The following is a 19,096-nucleotide window of genomic DNA, read 5'->3' as shown; positions in this document are numbered from 1 at the left end:
GATCGCACATTGGCGTGATTGCGGTGGTCGCCGGGGTCTACGGGGGGTGCGGGGGCCTCGGGGCGCGTGCGCCCGTCAGCCGGGGGAGCCGAGCACGTCCGCCAGGTCGTACCGCACCGGCTGCTCCAGCTGCGCGTACGTACAGCTCCGCGGGTCCCGGTCCGCGCGCCACCGGCGGAAGGCGGCCGTGTGGCGGAAGCGCCGCCCGCCCTCCATGTGGTCGTACGCCACCTCGCACACCCGCTCCGGGCGCAGCGGCACCCAGGAGAGGTCCTTCTTGCCCGACCAGCGGCTCGGGGCGCCGGGCAGCCGCGCCGTCTCGTGGGCCGACTCGTCCGTCCAGGCCGCCCACGGGTGCCCGGCGGCGTCCGCCATCCGCAGTGGCTCCAGCTCCTCGACGAGCTCGGCGCGGCGCTTCATCGAGAACGCCGCGCACACGCCCACGTGCTGCAGGGCGCCTGCGTCGTCGTACAGCCCGAGCAGCAGTGAGCCGACGACGGGGCCGCTCTTGTGGAAGCGGTAGCCCGCGACGACGCAGTCCGCCGTGCGCTCGTGCTTGATCTTGAACATCAGGCGTTCGTTCTGCCGGTACGCCAGGTCGAGCGGCTTCGCGATGACGCCGTCGAGGCCCGCCCCCTCGTACTGCTCGAACCACGCCTGCGCGGTCTCGGGGTCCGTGGTGGCCGGCGCCAGATGGACGGGCGGCGTGACGCCGGACAGCGCCTTCACCAGGAGGGCGCGCCGGTCGGCGAGGCCCACGTCGAGCAGCGCCTCGTCCGCGAGCGCGAGCAGGTCGAAGGCCACGAACGACGCGGGCGTGCGTTCGGCCAGCAGGGTCACGCGGGAGGCCGCGGGGTGGATGCGCTCGGTGAGCGCGTCGAAGTCCAGGTGCCCGTCCCTGGCGATCACGATCTCGCCGTCCACCACGCAGCGTTCCGGGAGGCGCTCCCGCAGGGCCGTGACGAGCTCGGGGAAGTAGCGGGTCAGGGGCTTCCCGGTGCGGCTGCCGATCTCGACGTCCTGGCCGTCCCGGAAGGCGATCGCGCGGAACCCGTCCCACTTCGCCTCGTACTGCATGCCCGGTGGAATCTTCGCCACGGGCTTGGCGAGCATGGGCTTCACGGGCGGCATCACCGGCAGATCCATGGCCCAAATCTAGGAGGCGGCCGGGCTCCCCGCCTGTTCAGCCGGTGGACATCCGCCGCGTGATCCGGCCGAGCGGCTCGCCGACGTCCTGGCCGAATGCGGTGAGCCCGTAGGTGACCCGGGGTGGTGTCGTCGGCTCGACCTCGCGCCGGACCAGGCTCGCTTATCGTCCGGTATGCGATGAATGCCCGACGCGCATAGCGTGGCTCGCATGGGTGCAGCCAACGGCAAGAGCGCGGCCGTGCAGATCGACACGGGGGAGCGGGAGGTGCGGCTCTCCAGTCCTGACCGGGTCGTCTTTCCCGAGCGGGGGTTCACCAAGCTGGACCTCGCCGAGTACTTCGTGGCCGTCGGCCCCGGCATCCTCCGGGCGCTCCGGAACCGCCCCACCACCCTGCAGCGCTACCCGGACGGGGCGGCCGGTGAGTTCTTCTATCAGAAGCGCGTTCCGAAGAACCATCCCGACTGGATCCCCACCGCCACCATCTCCTTCCCCAGCGGCCGCACCGCCGACGAGATGTGCCCGACCGAGGTGGCCGCGGTCATCTGGGCCGCGCAGTACAACACCCTCACCTTCCACCCCTGGCCGGTGCGGAGCGACGACCTGGACCACCCCGACGAGCTCCGCATCGACCTCGACCCGCAGCCCGGCACGGACTACGCCGCCGCGGTGCGGGCCGCACACGAACTGCGCGCCGTCCTGGACGAGTTCGGCGGCCTCGTGGGCTGGCCCAAGACCTCCGGCGGCCGGGGCATGCACGTCTTCGTACCCATCGAGCCGCGCTGGACCTTCACCCAGGTGCGGCGGGCCGCGATCGCCTGCGGGCGGGAGCTGGAGCGGCGGATGCCGGACGCGGTGACCACGGCGTGGTGGAAGGAGGAGCGCGGTTCCAAGATCTTCGTGGACTACAACCAGACCGCGCGGGACCGCACGATCGCCTCCGCCTACTCGGTACGGGCCCGCCCGCACGCCCCCGTGTCGGCGCCGCTGCGCTGGGACGAGGTGGACGACGCCGTCCCGGAGGACTTCGACCTCGCCACGATGCCGAGGCGCTTCGCCGAGGTCGGCGACGTCCACGCGGGCATGGACGACCGGGCGTACTCCCTGGAGGCACTCCTCGAACTGGCCACCAAGGACGAGCAGGACCACGGGCTCGGAGACCTGCCGTACCCGCCGGAGTACCCGAAGATGCCGGGCGAGCCGAAACGCGTCCAGCCGAGCCGCGCCAGGCACGAGGAGTAGCGGGCGGGCACCCGCCTGGCACGGCGACGGCGCCTCCACCCGTACGGGTGGAGGCGCCGGAGCGTCGATCATCAAGCGCTCGCGAAGCGAAGCAGCCGGAAGAGGCCGACCGGCTACAGCTCCTTGATCCGCACGTCCCGGTACGAGATCACGTCAGTGACCCCGTGCACCTGGAGCCCGAGATAGCCGGACGAGTACCGCCGGCCGTCCGTGCCCGGGTCGTCGCCACGCGGCGGCGTGAACGTCTGGCCGCCCGTGTTGTCGAACTCGTTGATCAGGACGCCGTTGCGGTAGACCGAGTAGTGCTGGTCCACCACCTTGATCTCGTAGTCGTTCCACGTGCCCTTCGGGGTGACGTGCGCGCCGGCGAGCCCCACCCGGTCGAAGCCGTAGATCGAGCCCGTCTTGTACATGTCGCCGTCGGGCCTGTCGAGCGCCTGCACCTCGTGCCCGTACTTGATGGCGACCCACTCCGGACGCGACTCCTCCGGGTGGTCGTGGACCTGCGGGAAGCGCACGAACACGCCGCCGTTGGCGTTGCCGTTGCCCGGGGCGTCGTCCCGCCACTGGAGCTTCAGCGAGAAGTCGCCGTACTTGCGCTGGGGGAACCAGAGCATGCCCATGCCCTCGACGGTGGTGCTGCTCGTGATCGAACCGTCGGGGTTCAGGCCGAACTTGCCGCCGCCGACCTGCTCCCACTTGTCCAGGGAGGCCTGGGTGCCGTCGAAGATCTTGCGGTAGCCGTCCGTCTGGCCGGGCTTGCCGATGCCGGACTGCCTGGCGGCGCGGTTGATCTTGTTGTACTCCCGCTGGTCGATCTCACCCGCCTTCAGGAGCTTGTCCGTCACGCCCTTGACGTGCTTCAGGAAGAGCGCGTGCGAGGTCCACTCCTTTTCGTCCTCGATCAACTCACCTATACGGCAACGGGTGTTGGTGACGCGGTTGGGGATGCCCGTGTCGACCGTGCCCACGAAGACCGTCGAACGCTCGTCGAGCTCCGGGCAGTTGGGCGCAGGTACGCCACCGCCCCGCGCCACGGTGAAGGAGACGTCCAGCGCCGCCGAGGTGTTGCCCGCCTTGTCGCTCGCGCGGTACGCCACGGTGTGGCGCCCCACGCGGTCGACGACGACCGGGGCGGTGTACGCGAGGTACGGTCCGCCGTCCAGGGAGTACTCGACCTTGTCGACACCGGAGTCGGCGTCGGTCGCGGAGACAGTCACCTTCGCCCTGCCGACGTACGCGCCGTCCGAGTTCTTGTCGCCCTCGACCTTCGCGGTGGTCTCCGGCGGCGTCTTGTCCTCGACCGGCGGCGTGACCACCGTGAACTCGACGGCCTTCTCGGCCGCCTGGTTGCCCGCCTTGTCGGTGGCGCGGTAGCGGACCTTGTGGGCGCCCGCCTCGTGGACCATGACCGGCGCGGTGTACGCGGTCCAGGCGCCGTCGCCGATCGCGTACTCGATCCCGTTGACGCCGGAGCCGGTGTCGGAGGCCGTCACCGTGACCGTCGCCATGCCGACGTACTGCCCCTGGTCGTTCTTCTCCCCGGCCACCGTGGCGGACGTCTCGGGCGGCGTCCTGTCGTCCGTCGGCGGCGCGACGACCTTGAAGTCCGCGGACTTCTCGGCCGACACGTTGCCCGCCTTGTCGGTGGCCCGGTAGCGGATCCTGTGCGTGCCGACCTGGTCGACGACGACCGGTGCGGTGTACGGCTGCCAGGCGCCGTCCGCCCCGACCGCGTACTCGACCTTGTCGACGCCCGACCCCTCGTCCGTCGCGGTCACCGCGACCGTGGCCGAACCGACGTACTCACCGGCCGAGTTGGTGCTCCCCTCGACCTTGGCGGAGGTCTGCGGCGCGGTGGTGTCCTGGCCGCCGCCCTCGGTCACCACCAAGATGCCCTGCATCGATCCGTGGCCCGGGATGGTGCAGTGGTAGCGGTAGCGGCCCGGGGTGAGCGTGACCTCGGCGGTGTGCTTGCCGCCCTGGTCGTCGTTGGGGTTGGCCAGGATGTTCAGCGTGACGTCGTTGTTGTACTCCGGGTCGGAGACGTCGAACGTCAGCGTGTGCGGCATGCCGGTCGTGTTGCCGGTCGCCTCGCTATTCTCGAAGACGATCGTCGTCGGACCCGCCACCGCCGTGGTGGGCGCCGACTTGTACTGGGCGATGTCGTTGTCGGCGGTCCAGGTGAGGGTCTGCGCCGCGGCGGGCCCGGTGTCGTCGGGACGAGCCGCGGCCGTGGTCGAGGTCAGCCCGAGCACCATCAGGAGCGCCACGAGGAGCGCCGCGTACATTCTTCGCCGTCCGCCGGCGGTACGTGGCGTACCGCCCGGCCTGTTCCAGGACGTGCGCATCATCCCGCCCTCCTCGCCAGGTCGTCGGCGGCCGGGGTCGCCGCGCCGCCCTTGTACGTCACGCGCCACAGCGCCGACTTGGCGTCCGAGGTGAAGAAGCCCCTGCCGTAGTCGAGGACGTACAGCGAGCCGTCCCGCGCGAACTTCCAGTCCATGAGGTTCTTGATGCCGTCGTTGCCGATCGGGATGATCTTCTTCAGCGATTCGGCGTGCACGGGCAGACCGCCGCTGCCGACGTTCTTCGGGTCCATGAGGACCGCGTGCCGCGGCTGGTCACCGTCGTAGAAGTCGCCCACGAACCACTTGCCGTCCCAGTACGAGGGCCACTTGTCGGCGCTCTCGTTCGCGGCGTCATACCGGTAGACCGGGCCGTTCATGGTCGCCTGGCCGCCGCCCTTGAGCCACGGCAGGAGCGTCTTCTGCTCGGACGTCTTGTAGCTCGGCACGCCGCCTGCGTCGCGCGGGTAGTCGACGCCGCCGCCCTGCGGCGAGTACCAGATGTTGTTGGGTTCGGCGGGCGGGATGTTCACCAGGCCGTCGTTGTTGGGCGACTCGTTCTTGAGGTTCTTGCAGTCGTACCAGCCGAGCGGCTTCGTCGGGTCGGGCAGATTGCGGTCGCGGTAGGGCTGGTTGTTGCCCATGCAGTACGGCCAGCCGCGGTTGGAGGCGTGCGTGATCGCGGCGAACGTGTCGTACTTCGCGGGACCCCACGTCGTCGACGGGGCACCGGCGTCCGGGCCGACCCACCCCGCGTACAGGGTGTCCGTCTTCTTGTCGACGGAGATGCGCGCAGGGTTCCTGACGCCCATCACGTAGATCTCACCGCGCGTCTTGCCGCCGCCCTCGTCCTGCTCCTTGCCCGTGAAGAGGTTGCCTTCGGGGAGCGTGTACGTCCCGTCGGGCTCCGGGTGGATGCGCAGGATCTTGCCGTTGAGGTTGTTGGTGTTGCCGGCGGTGCGGCGTGCGTCCGCGAAGGAGACGCCCTTGAAGTTCGGCTGCGGGTTGTTGCCCGAGTAACCGTCGCTGAATCCGGAGGAGTTGTTGTCACCGGTCGCGATGTACAGGTTGTCCTTGGAGTCCCAGGCCATCCCGCCGCCCGCGTGGCAGCAACTGTGGATCTGCACCGGCCACTTGAGTAGCACCTTCTCGCTGCCCATGGCCAGCTTGTCGGTGCTCCGGTCGAGCGTGAAGCGGGAGACGTACCGCTCGGCCATGTGGGTCTCGCGGTTGATCTTCGCGTGGGGTGTGTAGTGCAGGTACACCCATCCGTTCTGCTCGAACTTCGGGTCGAGCTCGATGCCGAGGAGGCCCTCCTCGACCTTGATCAGCTCGTCGCCGCCGCCCTTGTTGCCGAAGACGGTCAGCGCGCCCGCGAGCGTCGACTTCCTGGTCTTCGGGTCGTAGACGTGGATCTCGCCCGTGCCCTTGCCGACGTCGGGGTTGTTCCAGTCGGTCACGACCGGCTGCGAGGAGTCGGCGCCGCCGCGGCCGATGTAGAGGACCTTGCCGTCGGGTGCGGTGACCAGGCCGTGCGGCTCGCCGATCTGGTCGTTCTTCCCCGGCTGGTTGGGCTGGGTGAGGCGCTCGGCCTTGTAGTTGGCGTTGATCGTGGCCTTGCAGTCGGCGCGTGCGAGGCGCGTGGTCCACAGCAGGGCGCCGCGCAGATGGCTGCGGAAGTCGGTTTCGTCGTACGAGGCCGCGGTGCCGCCCATGCCCGTGTAGAAGGACCGGCCGCCGTCGTAGTCGCGGCACCAGGACACCGGGTGGTCCGCGCCGTTCTTGCCCGCGCCCGGCTGGTACGTCGACTCCCGTACGCGGGCGACCGTGTGCACGTCGCCGGAGGGGTTCTTCGTCCAGTTCAGCCACTGGTCGGGGCGCTTCCACTGGAGCGGAAGGCCTTTGGTGGCCGGGTTCTCGCGGTCGCCGACCTCGACGGTCGCGCGCTGGACGTCCGTCGGGCCGGAATCCGCGGGGCGGGCGCCGACGAGTCCGGTGAACCAGTTCGAGTACGGTTCGGCGCGGGCCGCGTCGTGGATGCCGAGGAAGCCGCCGCCGGCCTCCATGTAAGCCTCGAGGCCCGCTTCCTGCTCGGGGTCGAGGATGTCGCCGCCGCCGGTCAGGAACGTGACGGTGTTGAACTTGCCGAGCTTGGCCGCGTCGGTGAAGACGGCCGGGTCGTCCGTGGCCTCGATCCTGAACCGCTGGGCGGCCGGGCCGGACCGGCCGATCTTCTCGATGGCCTCGATACCGGCGTCGACGACGGGGGATTCGTCGCCGCCCGCCGCGGAGCCGTGGAAGACCAGGACCTTCACGTTGGCCCCGCCGGGCGGCGAGGGCAGAGACATCGTTGTCAACGCCGGTTCCGGGTACGGCCGCGCGGACGCGGCCTGCGTCGAGAGCGCCCCGGTGACCAGGGCGCCGGACAGCAGCGCGGCGGCCCAGGCCCGGCGCGAGTGGCTCGATATCGGTCGTGATCTGCTCAACCCTCGTACTGCCAAGGGCCTTTGATGCGGTGTGCGCCGCATGAGTACACCCACCCCTCGTCGGTCACAGCAACAGCGCCGACGAAGCTAGACCTCTTTTCGCAACTCGCCAATAGGTATCACCGTGATAGCACCAACTTTGTCCTGCGTGTGGATAAACAAAGATCCGGCCGATACCGTGTGGCCGTCCCCGGGGCCCTCGACGCCCCGTCAGTCTCCGTACCGCAGTGGGGGGTTCGTCATGGCTCGACGCAACTTGGACAGGCGGAGTTTCAACCGGCGGATGCTCGTGGGCGGCGCGGCGGCGGCAGCGGGGGTGACATCGTTGTCGGTCGCGGGCGCGCCCGACGCGAGCACGGCCGAGGCGCCGAGGACCGCGCCCGCGGGCGGCGAGGTCAAGCGCATCAAGCTGTACGCGGAGAAGCTCCCGGACGGGCAGATGGGATACGGCCTGGAGAAGGGCAAGGCGACCATTCCCGGGCCGCTCATCGAGCTCAACGAGGGCGACACCCTGCACATCGAGTTCGAGAACACCATGGACGTGGACGCCAGCCTGCACGTTCACGGCATGGACTACGAGATCTCCAGCGACGGCACCCGGCACACCAGGAGCCACGTCGAGCCGGGCGGCAAGCGCACGTACACCTGGCGCACGCACGCCCCGGGCCGCCGCAAGGACGGCACCTGGCGCCCCGGCACCGCGGGCTACTGGCACTACCACGACCACGTGGTCGGCACCGATCACGGCACCGGCGGCGTCCGCAAGGGGCTCTACGGGCCGCTGATCGTGCGGCGCAAGGGCGACCCGCTGCCCGACAAGACCTTCACGATCGTCTTCAACGACATGACGATCAACAACAAGGCGGGCCACGACAGTCCGGCCTTCGAGGCCACCGTGGGCGACCGCGTCGAGTTCGTCTCGATCACCCACGGCGAGTACTACCACACGTTCCACGTGCACGGTCATCGCTGGGCGGACAACCGCACAGGCCTGCTGACCGGTCCCGACGACCCGAGCCAGATCCTCGACGACAAGATCACGGGGCCGGGTGACTCCTTCGGTTTCCAAGTCGTCGCGGGGGAGGGCGTGGGCGCCGGCGCCTGGATGTACCACTGCCATGTGCAGAGCCACTCGGACATGGGCATGGCCGGGCTGTTCCTGGTCAAGAAGGCGGACGGCACGATCCCGGACTACGAGCCCCATCACGCGGCGGCGTCGAAACGGTCATCGAAGTCCCCGTCCAGGACCGAGTCCGGGGAATCCTCGAAGTCCCCGACCAAGGAGGGCGCCGGGGAGCACGCGCACCACTAGTCACTGACCTGGATGCCGTGCTGGGCGCGGTCCCTCCAGGACTCGGCCCCGGCCGGGGCAGCGGCTCATCGCGGCGCACCACGAGCGTCGCGAGCAGGGCGGCGAGGTCGAAGGCGAGATCGCGCGCGAAACCGCCGGCCGCCCCAGACCGTCCAGCCCCTCGGCGCTCCAGCTCTCGCCGCGCGGATACGTGAGACGCGCCCGCATGTCGTCCCGGAGCTCGTCGCCGATCGCCGGCTCGCGCAGCGCCCACTCCGGCTCGGCGGGGCCTCCGCCGCGTCGGACGCGGCCCTGGCGCGGACGGCCCTGTCCGGGTCCCGCAGGGCCGCGGCCAACTCCTCGTGGAGCGCGGCCCGCTTGCGCTGTCTCCGCTTCTTGAAGAAGAAGGCAGCGCAGGCGCGCCGGGCCGCGCAGCGACCGCATGCCGGACCGGCGCGCTCGGCCCTCCCCTGCCCGACGGGTCACCGGCGGCGATACGGGAGGATGCCTCCTGACACCGTCAGGGAGGAGTGACCGAAGGTGACCGAGGAACCGCGCCCCACCCTGGAGGCCGTGGCCGCCCGCGCCGGAGTCTCCAGAGCCACCGTGTCCCGTGTCGTCAACGGCGATCCGGGGGTGCGGGAGGTGCTGGCAGAGAAGGTGCGGCACGCGGTCGACGAGCTCGGCTACGTGCCCAACCGCGCCGCCCGCAGCCTGGTCACCCGGCGCCACGACGCGGTCGCCGTGGTGATCGCCGAGCCCGAGACCCGGGTGTTCGCCGACCCGTTCTTCGCGCTGCAACTTCGGGGCATCAGCAAGGAGTTGACCTCCCAGGACATTCAGCTGGTGCTGCTGCTCACCGAGGGGCGGGACGACCACGAGCGGGTCGGCCGGTATCTCGCGGGAGGCCATGTCGACGGCGCCCTCGTCTTCTCGCTGCACCTCGACGACCCGCTGCCCGGCATCATCCGGAGCGCGGGCGTGCCCACGGTGTTCGGCGGACGCCCCGGCTGGCCGCAGGAAGGCGGTGCCGGGCCGAGGGTGTCGTACGTGGACTGCGACAACCGGGGCGGCGCCCGTGAGGCGGTGCGCCATCTGGTCGGCCTGGGTCGCGCCCGCGTCGCGCACATCACCGGCGCCCTCGACCAGACCTCCGCGGTCGACCGGCTCGACGGATTCCGCGACGTCCTCGGCGACGTCGATCCGCGGCTGATCGCCGAGGGCGACTTCACGCCCGCGGGCGGCGAGCGCGCGATGCGGGAACTGCTGGACAGGGAACCGGAGTTGGACGCGGTCTTCGCCGCCAACGACCTGACCGCGTCCGGCGCCCTCCGGGTGCTGCGCGAGCGGGGCAGGAGGGTGCCGGACGACGTGGCGGTGGTCGGCTTCGACGACATGTATCCGGTGGCCGAGCAGACCGACCCGCCGCTGACGACGGTGCGTCAGGACATCGAGGAGATGGGCCGGTTGATGGCCCGGATGCTGCTGCGCGGCAGAACGGCCGAGGAGCCCGCCGCCGAACCGGCCGGAGTGGTCCTGCCGACGTCCCTGGTGCGCAGGGCCTCGGCCTGATCCGAACGAAGGACCCTAGGACCCCACGCTCACCGTGAAGCGCCGCGGATTGCCGTCGTGCGCGGCGCCCGACACGTCGGGCTGCCCGTCGGGGCGTACGTCGTCGTACGGAAACGCGTACCCGATGGGGGAGTTGGCGTGCACCACCCGTGACCAGTGGTTGGTCACCGTGCCCCGGTAGTAGTCGGCCGTCGTCGTGCCGCCCGGCTGCTCGGGGTGGGTGAGCATGATGCTGCGGTTGAAGCCGGCGGCGAGCCGGGCGAGCAGGCCCTTCTTGTCGTCGGGGTCGCCCGGGTTGTTGGCGAACGGCCCGTGGTTGCAGGTGAAGATGTCCTTCGAGGTGGGTTTGGCGAAGGAGTGGCCGCCGTTGAACGTCAGGATGTCGCCGCTGACGCGCCCGGTGAACACGCCCCGGCCGCCCTGCAGGTCGATCCTGAGGTCCGTGGAGCGGTACTTGTCCCAGACCTGGTCGACGTAGCCGTTCCACACGTCGCGGAACGGCATCCGGTCCGGCCTGTCGAAGTACGGCGCCATGAGGTTCTGCGGCGAGATCACCCGCAGCACGCCGCCACCGGAGCCGCGGATGACCAGCTTGTCCCACGGCTGCCCGTCCTTCGCCGCCTGCGCCACGAGGTCCGCGGCGATCCTGCCGACGGCGCCGTCGGGCAGCGGGGCGACGGTGTGCGTGGCGTCGCCGGTCAGGGTCAGGCCGATGGGCAGCGCGGTGACGAGGTCGACGTAACTGATGTTGGCGTAGAGCTGCTGGGGGTTGAAGGTGAACTCGCAGAACGACCAGGTGCGGCCGTAGTTGCGGTCCTCGGGGGTCGCGAAGGCGGGTTCGACGAGGGCCGGGCCCGGGTTGAGGAAGAAGTCCAGCTTGTCGTCGCGCACGAAGTAGATCCGGGCGCCGTACATCTGAGGCAGGGTCAGCACCTTCGGCGCGGATCCGGCGGCGCCGAGGGGGATGGCGCAGTCGACGGGCAGGGGGGTCTGGGGCGCCGAGGGCGACTCGGGACGGTAGACGCCGCCGTCCGGCTTGAGCAGTACCCAGCGGCCGGTGCCTTGTTCGTGGCCGGTGACGTAGGCGCGGACCTGGCCGGGGAGGGATTTGTTCGCGAGGGCCAGTTCGCAGGTGGCGGGCGCGGCCCGGCCGCCCGCCCGGGCGTCGGGGCCGAGGGCGCTGCCCCAGAGGGGGTGGCCGAGGGCGCCCGCGGCGCCGGCTGTGGAGGTCAGGAACGTTCGACGCGATATCACGGAAAGTCTCCTGCGCGGTTGCGTGGGGGGAGGTTGTGGGGGTGCCTTCAGGGATGCCTCGGGGGTGATGCACCACTGTCCCGACGGCTGAATGCGGCGTCAAGAGTTGTGACTGAGAGCGCTCTCAAAAATATTCTCTCTTCATCAAATGGCGACGTGGGGCGGGAAGAGGCGGATTGTCAGTGCCCAGTGCCAGACTCGGAAGAACGGAAGAGACATGCGACAAAGGAGTCGATCATGCTCAATAACCGTTTCGTGACGGGCGCCCCTGTCTGGGTGGACATGTGCGCGCCCGACCTCGGCAGCGTCGGGGAGTTCTACCGCTCCCTGTTCGGCTGGGAGCTGCGGCAGGGCGCCGAGGACGTGGGCGGCTACAGCCAGTATCAGCTCGCCGACCGCACCGCCGCGGGTGCGATGGCCCTTTCCGCCGATGAGGCGCCCCCGTCCTGGACGCTCTACTTCCGCACACCGGAGGTGGACGCCACGGCGAAGGCGGTCGAGCAGGCCGGCGGCCGGACGCTCTTCGAGGCCGTGGACATCCTCGACCTCGGCCGCATGGCGGGCCTCGTCGATGCCGCGGGCGTCCCGTTCTCCGTGTGGCAGCAGGGCGAGCTCAAGGGTCTCGATGTCCTGAACGAACCGGGCGGCCTGGTCTGGACCGAGCTGTACACCCCGGATGTCGCGGCGGCCGTCGCGTTCTACGGCGCGGTGTTCGGCTGGCAGACGACCGAGGCCGCCTTCCCCGGCGGGTCGTACACGATGGTGCACCCCGCGGACGGTACCGCGGACGACATGTTCGGCGGGGTGGTGCCGCTCGCCGCCGACCCCGTCGAAGCGGATGCGGGGGCGTATTGGCTGCCGTACTTCCAGGTGACCGACTGCGACGACGCGGTCGCCACGGCCCGGCAGGGTGGGGGCACGGTCCGGATGGACACCGTGGAGATGGAGGGCGTGGGCCGCTTCGCGAAGCTCGCGGACCCGGCGGGAGCGCGGTTCGCGGTGCTGCAGCCGTCTCCCTCCGGTGTGCAGGGAGGTGCGTGACCGGCGGTTGTTGAGGGCCCGGCACCGCTCATCATCCCCGCCTTGCTGTCCCCCCCGCACCCGGGCAGGTGGTTTCGCGAGGCCGTTTCGCGAGGGCGTTTCGCGAGGGCGTTTCACGGTGTCGGGTGATGGGCAGTGCTCACGGGGCGTACGGGTGGGGCCTGCGGGCGGAGCGTACGGGGCGGGTCGCGCGGAGCCGCGTACAGGCGAGGGAGGCTCGCCCGGTCGTTCGTTGATCAATCGTTGATTGCTTGTTTCGCGCGATGGGACAGCATCGGCGGCATGCAGATCGACATGACAGCCGAGCCGGAACTCGCCTGGCAGGAGCAGGCGCTGTGCGCCCAGACCGGAGCAGACTTCTTCTTCCCCGAGCCCGGTAGCTCGGTGCGCGAGGCGAAGGACATCTGCCGGATGTGCGAGATGCGCGCGGCCTGCCTGGAGTACGCACTGAAGAACGACGAGCGATTCGGCGTCTGGGGTGGCCTCTCCGAGAAGGAGCGGTACGCCCTCAGACGCGAATCCCACGCCTGAGACATCGCTCCTCACACCCGCCGAGCCCGGCCGCGTCAGCGAACGCGACCGGGCTCGGCGGGCAGTCGTGCGCCCCAAGGCGTCATGCGATGTTCAAATGTCTGACCTCTGTATGTATGCTGTTTCCATGAAACCGATCAGTACACCGCGGCGGGCCGCAAGCCTGTCCGCGCAGCTCGTGGACAGCCTTCGCGCACACATCGAAGCGGGGGGCTGGCCGGTCGGGACGCGGATTCCGCCGGAGCAGGCCCTCATCGAGGAGCTCGGGGTCGGGCGCAGCACGCTGCGGGAGGCGCTCGGCGCGCTCGTGCACCTGGGCCTGCTGGAAGCCCGGGTCGGGGACGGCACGTATGTCCGGGCGTCGAGCGAGCTCCAGTCGGTCATGGTGCGGCGAGCGAGTTCCGCGCAGCGGGACAACGTACTCGAACTGCGCACCGTCCTGGAGGAGTACGCCTCGGGGGCCGCCGCCCTGCGTCGCAGCGAGGATCAACTGAACCAATTGCGGGCGCTGTTGGCCGACGCCGACGCGGCCTGCGCGGGCGAGGACATGTCCGCGGCCGGTAACGTCGACGCGCTGTTCCACCGGGCCGTCGTCCGGGCGAGCGGAAACGACCTCCTGATCGAGGTGTACGACTACCTCGGCACGGCGCTCACCTCCTCCCTGGGGGGCCTGCCCTGGGACGCCACCGCCGCCGAGCGGCATGCGGACTTGCACCGGCGACTGGTCGACGCGATCGAGGCCCGCGACGAGGACGGCGCCAGGACCGCGGCGGCCGCGATCGTCCAGCTCACCCGCGACCACGAGGGCGAACCCGCCCGCGACCACGAGGACAAGGCGACAAGAGCGGCGGACGGGCGGTGAGTCCACGGCTCGCCGCGATATCCCGCAGGCGCTCCGACACGGGGGCGCAAGGTCTCGATCCCACCGATACCGCCGTCCCGATCGGGCTCGTCCTCGCGATCTGCCTCGTGGCGGCGAACCTGCGCACCAGCCTCACCGGCGTCGGCACGCTGCTGCCGCAGATCGAGCACGGCAGTGGCCTGACGGCGAGCTGGGGCGGGCTGCTGAGCACCCTTCCGCTGCTGACGTTCGCCGCGACATCGCCTCTCGTGGCCCGCGCCTCGCACCGCTTCGGCACCGCGCGCCTGCTGGTGGCCGCGCTCGGCGCGCTGTCCGTCGGCACGGTCGTCCGGTCGCTCCCCTCGGTGATCTGCCTCTTCGCCGGGACCGTGCTGCTGTCCGCCGCCATCGCGTTCGGCAATGTGCTGCTGCCCGCACTGATCAGGCGGAACGTGCCCGCCCACCGCATCCACGGCGTCAGCGCCCTCTACATCACCGTCATGGGTGTCACGGCCGCGGTCTCCTCCGGGATCTCCGCGCCGCTCGCCCACGCCCTGCCCGGCTCCTGGCACACCGCCCTCGCCTGGGGGCTGGCCTTCACCGTGGTGGCGTTCGTCGTCTGGCTGCCCCGGATGCGGGACGACGGGCCGCGGTCCGCCGGTGGCGTGACCCGCAGCCCGGCGCCCTGGCGGTCGCGGCTCGCCTGGCAGGTCAGCATGTTCATGGGCCTGCAGTCCCTGGCCTTCTACACCGCCGTCGCCTGGCTGCCCAGCATTCTGATTCACCACGGCGCGAGCAGCACCTCGGCCGGCTGGATGCTCTTCTACTACCAGTTGGTCGCCCTGGCGGCCAGCAGCCTCCTGCCCCTGCTCACCCGGGGCCGTCACGACCAGCGATGGACCGCGGCCGCGGCTTCGCTCGTCATGGCCGGTGGGTTCGCCGTGCTCCTCTCCGCCCCCGGCCTGTCCGTCGTGGCGTGCACCCTGCTCGGCCTGGGCGGCGGCGTGTGCCTGGTCCTCGCGCTGACCTTCCAGAGCGAGCGTGCGGCCGGCGCCGGTGGAGCCGCCGCTCTTGCGGGCATGGCGCAGTCCATCGGGTACCTCGTGGCGGCGGCAGGACCTCTCCTCCTCGGCATCCTGCACGACGCCACGAACAGCTGGACCCTCCCGCTCGTGGTCCTGGCCGTCCTCGGCCTGGTCATGGCAGGTGCCGGATACGGCGCGGGGCGCGACCGCCACGTGCTGTGACGCGCCCCGCTGATCACCCCCCCCCACACGAACGGTCTTCAAGACCGTGAAACGGTTCGACACACTCACCGCCAGCGACGGTGCGTCCACCGCGAGTTGGAGGGCGACCTCCAGGTGGGCCGTGTCCACCGCGAGCAGGCGCGGTGCGGTCTGCGCGACGACGGGGGCCAGTTGCTCCGCGGAGGCACCGGCCTGCAGAGGGACACTTACGGTACCGGCGCGGACGCACGCCAACTCCGCGATGGTGTGCTCGACGCTTGTGGGACCGAGCAGTGCGACGAAGTCGTGCTGCTGTAGGGCGAGTTCAGCATGGTGCCGCCACTCGGAGGCCACCGGGCCGACCCGTTTCCCAGGGCGAGTTCGTGGCCGTGCCCCGCCTGGAGAACCTCTTCGCCGACAGCCCGCTCGTCGAGCAGGTCTTCGTCTACGGCAACAGCGCCCGCGCCTACCTGCTCGCGGTCGTCGTGCCCACCCGCGACGCGCTCGACCGCATCGGCGGGGACACCGGGCGCCTCCGGACGAGCCTGCGCGCATCCTTGCGGCACATCGCTGCCGCGGCCGGGCTCAACTCGTATGAGATCCCACGGGACTTCCTCATCGGGACCTGGCCGACCACATCGAGAAGGCCCTCGCGTCGGGACACCGCCGCCCCACCGCCGACAGCATGCACGGCCCGGGCGCGACGCGGCTCGTCGCCGGTGATCTGGCACTGGACGCGTTCCTCGGTGCGGAGACCATGGCGACGGCCGCCGGGCAGGACGGCCCGCTGCCCGAGGCCCGGACCGTCCTGCTGACCGGCGCCAACGGCTACCTGGGCCGCTTCCTGTGCCTCGAATGGCTGGAGCGTGTCGGGGAGCGCGACGGCACGCTGGTGTGCGTGGTCCGTGGCGGCACCGACGAGTCGGCCCGGGCGCGCCTCGACGCGGCCTTCGACGGCGGGGACCCGGAACTCCTGCTGCGCTACCAGGAGGTGGCCGCCGACCACCTGGAGGTGCTCGCGGGCGACGTGGGGGAGAGCGACCTCGGGCTCGACAGGGAGACCTGGCAGCGGCTGGCCGACACCGTGGACCTGATCGTTCACCCGGCGGCGCTCGTCAACCATGTCCTACCGTACGAGCAGCTGTTCGGCCCCAACGTGCTCGGCACGGCCGAACTGATCCGACTCGCGGTCACCTCCCGGATCAAGCGGTTCACCTTCCTGTCGACGGTCGCCGTCGTCTTCGGTGGTGCGCGTCGACGACTACGACGAGTGGCTCGACCGCTTCGAGACCGCCATGCGCGGCCTGCCCCACCGGCAGCGACAGCACACGCTGCCCCCCCTGCTGCACGCCTTCGCGCGACCGGCGGAGCCGGTGCCCGGATCAGCCCTGCCGGCGCACCGGTTCCGCGCCGCGGTGCGGGCCGCCGCCTTCAACGAGGAGACCGACATCCCGCACCTGTCACCGGACCTGATCGCCAAATACGTGGCGGACCTCCGCTCGCAACACCTCCTGTGACCGGACGCGCCACTCCGCCTGCTGCTCCGTCCGTGCGCACACCTCAGGCGTACGTCACGACGAACCGCCGCGTCCCCGCGGGCACATGGACGTCATCACCGGAGACGGGCAGCTCCCGGCCGTCCGCCGCCACCGACCGCACCTGCCCGAACCGGCACGGGTAGACGTACCGCACCCCCTCCGGAGCCTGGGTGACCTCGACGGTCACCGCCCGCCGGCCGGCGTCGTGCGTGAGCCGGTACCCGAAGGGCTCACCGAACAGCGTCGGCGCCGACTCGACGGCCACCGTCTCCCCGTCCGGCACCCAGTGGGGACGTACGCCCGGTGCGATGTACACATGCGGGTCGTGGTCCTCGTCCGCCTCGAAGAGCAGGATGTCGCGGATCAGGAGCAGGTACTCGGCGGCGGCCCAGCCGTGCGGGATGTCGCCCATGTACCAGGGGCGGGACGGCACTTCGTGGAAGTCCGAGGCGACGGTGAACGCGTGCTGCTCGTTCCAGGCGCCGAGCGCGACCGCCCGTTCCTGCGTGCGCGGGAACGACGCCCGGACGATCCAGCCGAGCAGTGCGTCCATCCGGGCCGGATCTCCGGCGAGCAGATACGCGTGCGCCAACTGCGTGGTCAGGTACGGGCCGTAGGCGTTCCACGCGGCCTCGTGCCGATAGCCGCCCGACACGAAGTGGGCGTACATCGTGTCGAGTGTGGAGCGCGCCGCCGCGTCGATGTCCGGGCCCAGTTTGCTGCCCATGTGCAGGCGCAGCGGATGGAAGAAGGCCGCGGCGCCGATCATCGTCGAGTCGAGCCGTCCCACGTCGCCGGGTCCGGTGGGAATGTACGTCTCCCAGGCCCCGCGCCCGCGCTGCTCCGCGAGGACCCAGCGCACCGAGGCCGCCGTCGCCTGCTTCATGTCGTCGAAGGCGGCCCAGAGTTCGGGCACGTCCGGCGAGCCGATGCGCTCGGCGAGCCGCGCCGCCTCGTACAGCCCGGCCAGCGCCCACAGGTCGTCCCAGTAGTGTGGCTTGTCGCGCTCGCCCAGGTGCTCCGCGCTCCAGCCGCTGTGCAGCAGGCCGTACTGGTCGCGGTTGTCGCGCAGCCACCGGGCGCCGTCGACGACGTACGGCGTGTAGAGCTTCGCGCCGAACCCCGCGGCCCGGCCCCGCACGCGGTCGAAGCGGCCGATCGCCCAGAGCGCCTGGCCGTTGCTGTCCCACTCGCGGTCGTCGCGCTCGTGCGGACCGCCGTAGAAGCCGTACTCGGCGCACGGGCCGATCCGGCCCGTGCCGCGGTTGAACTTCAGCGGGTAGTGCGTGCCCAGCTGGCGCTCGGCGAGCGCGTCGTCGCCCACCAGCGAGCAGGCCGTGGCCTCGACGGACGAGTCACGGATCCAGAACGAGTCGTAGACCGTCGGCCCCGGGTGGATCTCCCCGTGGTCGGAGAGGATGAGCAGCTGCGCCCGGGACTCCCGGAAGAGGTCGGTCAAGTGTGTGACCGGGCGCGGCAGTTCGGGCTGGAGGCCCTGGCCGACCAGCTTCGACGTCCAGAACGTCCGGTTGGCCGCCTCCAGATCGGCGGCCGGGGTCGCCGTGATCTCGACCAGGTCGTCGGCCCCGCTGTACAGGTCGACGGGCAGCCGCACGTCCAGCTCGAACACGGCGTCGTCGATGACCCGGAACGGCCAGGCGAACGCCGCGCTGCACATCCCGGCGATCTGGTCCTGCGCCTGAGCCGCGCCGTTCAGCTTGCCGCCCATCACCAGGTCGTGGAACGGGCTGTGCGCCAGATAGGTGCCGGGGTCGTAGCTGAAGTCCGGGTTGCCGTACACGCCGTACTGCTCGGGGGCCGTGTCGAACACCGGGCCCCAGCCGCTGTTGGTCTCCACCCGGTTCTCCGCCGGGAGGTGCCGCAGGAACGTCAGTCGCCGGTCGGTGATCTGGCGGCCGTTGCGGTCGTGCCGCTGGAAGCCGCTCGGTCCCGTCGGCACGACCGCCGCGCAGAGCCAGCCCTCGCGCGGCTGCCCGGTCGCGCTGCCCACCGTCAGGCGGGTCACGACGAGGTCGCGCTGTCGCACGCCCACGGTCGTCGCGAAGGTGCGCTGCACGAGCTCGACGCCGTCCGGCGTACGGAAGTCCGTGAGGACCACCGGCAGATACGGGGCCTCCATGCGCTGCCCCACCGTGCCGGCCTCGGCCAGCTGCGGCAGGTGCAGGGCGCCCGTCGCCGGGTCGTACAGGAAGAAGAGCAGGCAGTACTTGTCGTAGACCGGCTCGATCTCACCGGCCTGGCCGACCAGGGACTCCTGGTGGTGGTCCTTCACGCCCACCATGTGCCAGTAGCGGTAGAGGGCGTTGGAGGCCAGGGCGGCCTCCTTCGATTCGTACGTGCCGGAGTCGAAGTCGTCGCTCCAGCGCCGGAAGGCCTGCTGCGCCCACCAGGGCACGGGGTAGGGCACCTGCGCCCTGCCCGTCCAACTGCGCCACATGACCTCGTAGAACATCCATTCATGGGTCTGCGCCATGGGTTCACCCCCTCGCCCACCGTTGCACCGCGCAGGGCGGTCGTAAATCGATACGACTCCTGCCGGGACAACGGGCGCGGAACGG

General features: G+C 70.8%; 13 protein-coding genes and 3 pseudogenes. 9 read left to right on the top strand and 7 right to left on the bottom strand.

Annotated features, from left to right (window positions below):
* Positions 1-75 precede the first annotated feature (75 nt).
* Positions 76-1,146, bottom strand: coding sequence for an ATP-dependent DNA ligase (locus tag ACZ69I_RS20180; RefSeq protein ID WP_470833628.1), 1,071 nt, complete (start codon positions 1,144-1,146; stop codon positions 76-78).
* Positions 1,147-1,183: 37 nt separating this feature from the next.
* Positions 1,184-1,303 (bottom strand): annotated as a pseudogene (locus tag ACZ69I_RS20175) (winged helix-turn-helix transcriptional regulator); the annotation flags it as partial.
* A 54-nt stretch (positions 1,304-1,357) separates the two neighbouring features.
* On the opposite strand from ACZ69I_RS20175, the gene ligD reads away from it, so the two are divergent.
* Positions 1,358-2,389 (top strand): non-homologous end-joining DNA ligase, encoded by a 1,032-nt coding sequence (ligD, locus tag ACZ69I_RS20170; RefSeq protein ID WP_470833626.1) that lies wholly within the window; start codon positions 1,358-1,360, stop codon positions 2,387-2,389.
* A 113-nt stretch (positions 2,390-2,502) separates the two neighbouring features.
* Here the strand turns inward: ligD and ACZ69I_RS20165 are convergent, their stop codons facing one another.
* Both ACZ69I_RS20165 and ACZ69I_RS20160 read right to left on the bottom strand, forming a co-directional pair.
* Entirely contained in the window at positions 2,503-4,680 is a 2,178-nt protein-coding gene (locus tag ACZ69I_RS20165; RefSeq protein ID WP_470833848.1) for an OmpL47-type beta-barrel domain-containing protein, read from the bottom strand.
* Between the two features lie 59 nt (positions 4,681-4,739).
* Positions 4,740-7,265, bottom strand: coding sequence for a ThuA domain-containing protein (locus ACZ69I_RS20160; RefSeq protein WP_470833624.1), 2,526 nt, complete (start codon positions 7,263-7,265; stop codon positions 4,740-4,742).
* Positions 7,266-7,479: 214 nt separating this feature from the next.
* Between ACZ69I_RS20160 and ACZ69I_RS20155 the strand changes: the two genes are divergently transcribed.
* Positions 7,480-8,535: a multicopper oxidase domain-containing protein gene (locus tag ACZ69I_RS20155; protein WP_470833847.1), complete on the top strand. Its 1,056-nt coding sequence runs from the start codon at positions 7,480-7,482 to the stop codon at positions 8,533-8,535.
* Positions 8,536-9,054: 519 nt separating this feature from the next.
* Positions 9,055-10,086, top strand: a complete 1,032-nt coding sequence (locus tag ACZ69I_RS20150) for a LacI family DNA-binding transcriptional regulator (RefSeq protein ID WP_470833623.1) — start codon at positions 9,055-9,057, stop codon at positions 10,084-10,086.
* 15 nt (positions 10,087-10,101) lie between these two features.
* On the opposite strand, the gene ACZ69I_RS20145 is transcribed toward ACZ69I_RS20150, so the two are convergent.
* Positions 10,102-11,340 carry a glycoside hydrolase family 64 protein gene (locus tag ACZ69I_RS20145; protein ID WP_470833622.1) on the bottom strand — a complete coding sequence of 413 codons (1,239 nt, stop codon included), beginning with the start codon at positions 11,338-11,340 and terminating at the stop codon, positions 10,102-10,104.
* Between the two features lie 237 nt (positions 11,341-11,577).
* On the opposite strand from ACZ69I_RS20145, the gene ACZ69I_RS20140 reads away from it, so the two are divergent.
* The 4 genes from ACZ69I_RS20140 to ACZ69I_RS20125 all read left to right on the top strand — a co-directional run bounded on the left by ACZ69I_RS20140 (position 11,578) and on the right by ACZ69I_RS20125 (position 15,000).
* Positions 11,578-12,381 carry a VOC family protein gene (locus ACZ69I_RS20140; protein WP_470833621.1) on the top strand — a complete coding sequence of 268 codons (804 nt, stop codon included), beginning with the start codon at positions 11,578-11,580 and terminating at the stop codon, positions 12,379-12,381.
* A gap of 282 nt (positions 12,382-12,663) precedes the next feature.
* A complete protein-coding gene (locus ACZ69I_RS20135) occupies positions 12,664-12,912 on the top strand; it encodes a WhiB family transcriptional regulator (RefSeq protein ID WP_467673294.1) in 249 nt (82 codons plus the stop codon).
* Between the two features lie 127 nt (positions 12,913-13,039).
* Positions 13,040-13,774, top strand: a complete 735-nt coding sequence (locus ACZ69I_RS20130; RefSeq protein WP_470833619.1) for a FadR/GntR family transcriptional regulator — start codon at positions 13,040-13,042, stop codon at positions 13,772-13,774.
* Positions 13,771-15,000, top strand: a complete 1,230-nt coding sequence (locus tag ACZ69I_RS20125) for a CynX/NimT family MFS transporter (RefSeq protein ID WP_470833618.1) — start codon at positions 13,771-13,773, stop codon at positions 14,998-15,000. Before ACZ69I_RS20130 ends, ACZ69I_RS20125 begins: the two co-directional genes overlap by 4 nt.
* Positions 15,001-15,165: 165 nt before the next feature.
* Here the strand turns inward: ACZ69I_RS20125 and ACZ69I_RS20120 are convergent.
* A pseudogene (locus tag ACZ69I_RS20120) lies at positions 15,166-15,534 on the bottom strand (AMP-binding protein); the annotation flags it as partial.
* A 130-nt stretch (positions 15,535-15,664) separates the two neighbouring features.
* Between ACZ69I_RS20120 and ACZ69I_RS20115 the strand changes: the two are divergent.
* Positions 15,665-16,186: pseudogene (locus tag ACZ69I_RS20115) on the top strand (SDR family oxidoreductase); the annotation flags it as partial.
* A 40-nt stretch (positions 16,187-16,226) separates the two neighbouring features.
* The gene (locus ACZ69I_RS20110) at positions 16,227-16,496 is read left to right on the top strand and encodes a hypothetical protein (protein WP_470833865.1); all 270 of its coding nucleotides are present in this window, start codon (positions 16,227-16,229) and stop codon (positions 16,494-16,496) included.
* Between the two features lie 43 nt (positions 16,497-16,539).
* Here ACZ69I_RS20110 and ACZ69I_RS20105 read toward each other — a convergent pair whose 3' ends face one another.
* A complete protein-coding gene (locus ACZ69I_RS20105) occupies positions 16,540-19,011 on the bottom strand; it encodes a hypothetical protein (RefSeq protein WP_470833617.1) in 2,472 nt (823 codons plus the stop codon).
* Between the last annotated feature and the right edge of the window lie 85 nt (positions 19,012-19,096).

It is taken from the genome of Streptomyces sp. NPDC036815, assembly GCF_055609205.1.
The sequence above is the reverse complement of the archived record's forward strand: the minus strand, read 5'-3'. Positions and strand labels throughout refer to the sequence as shown.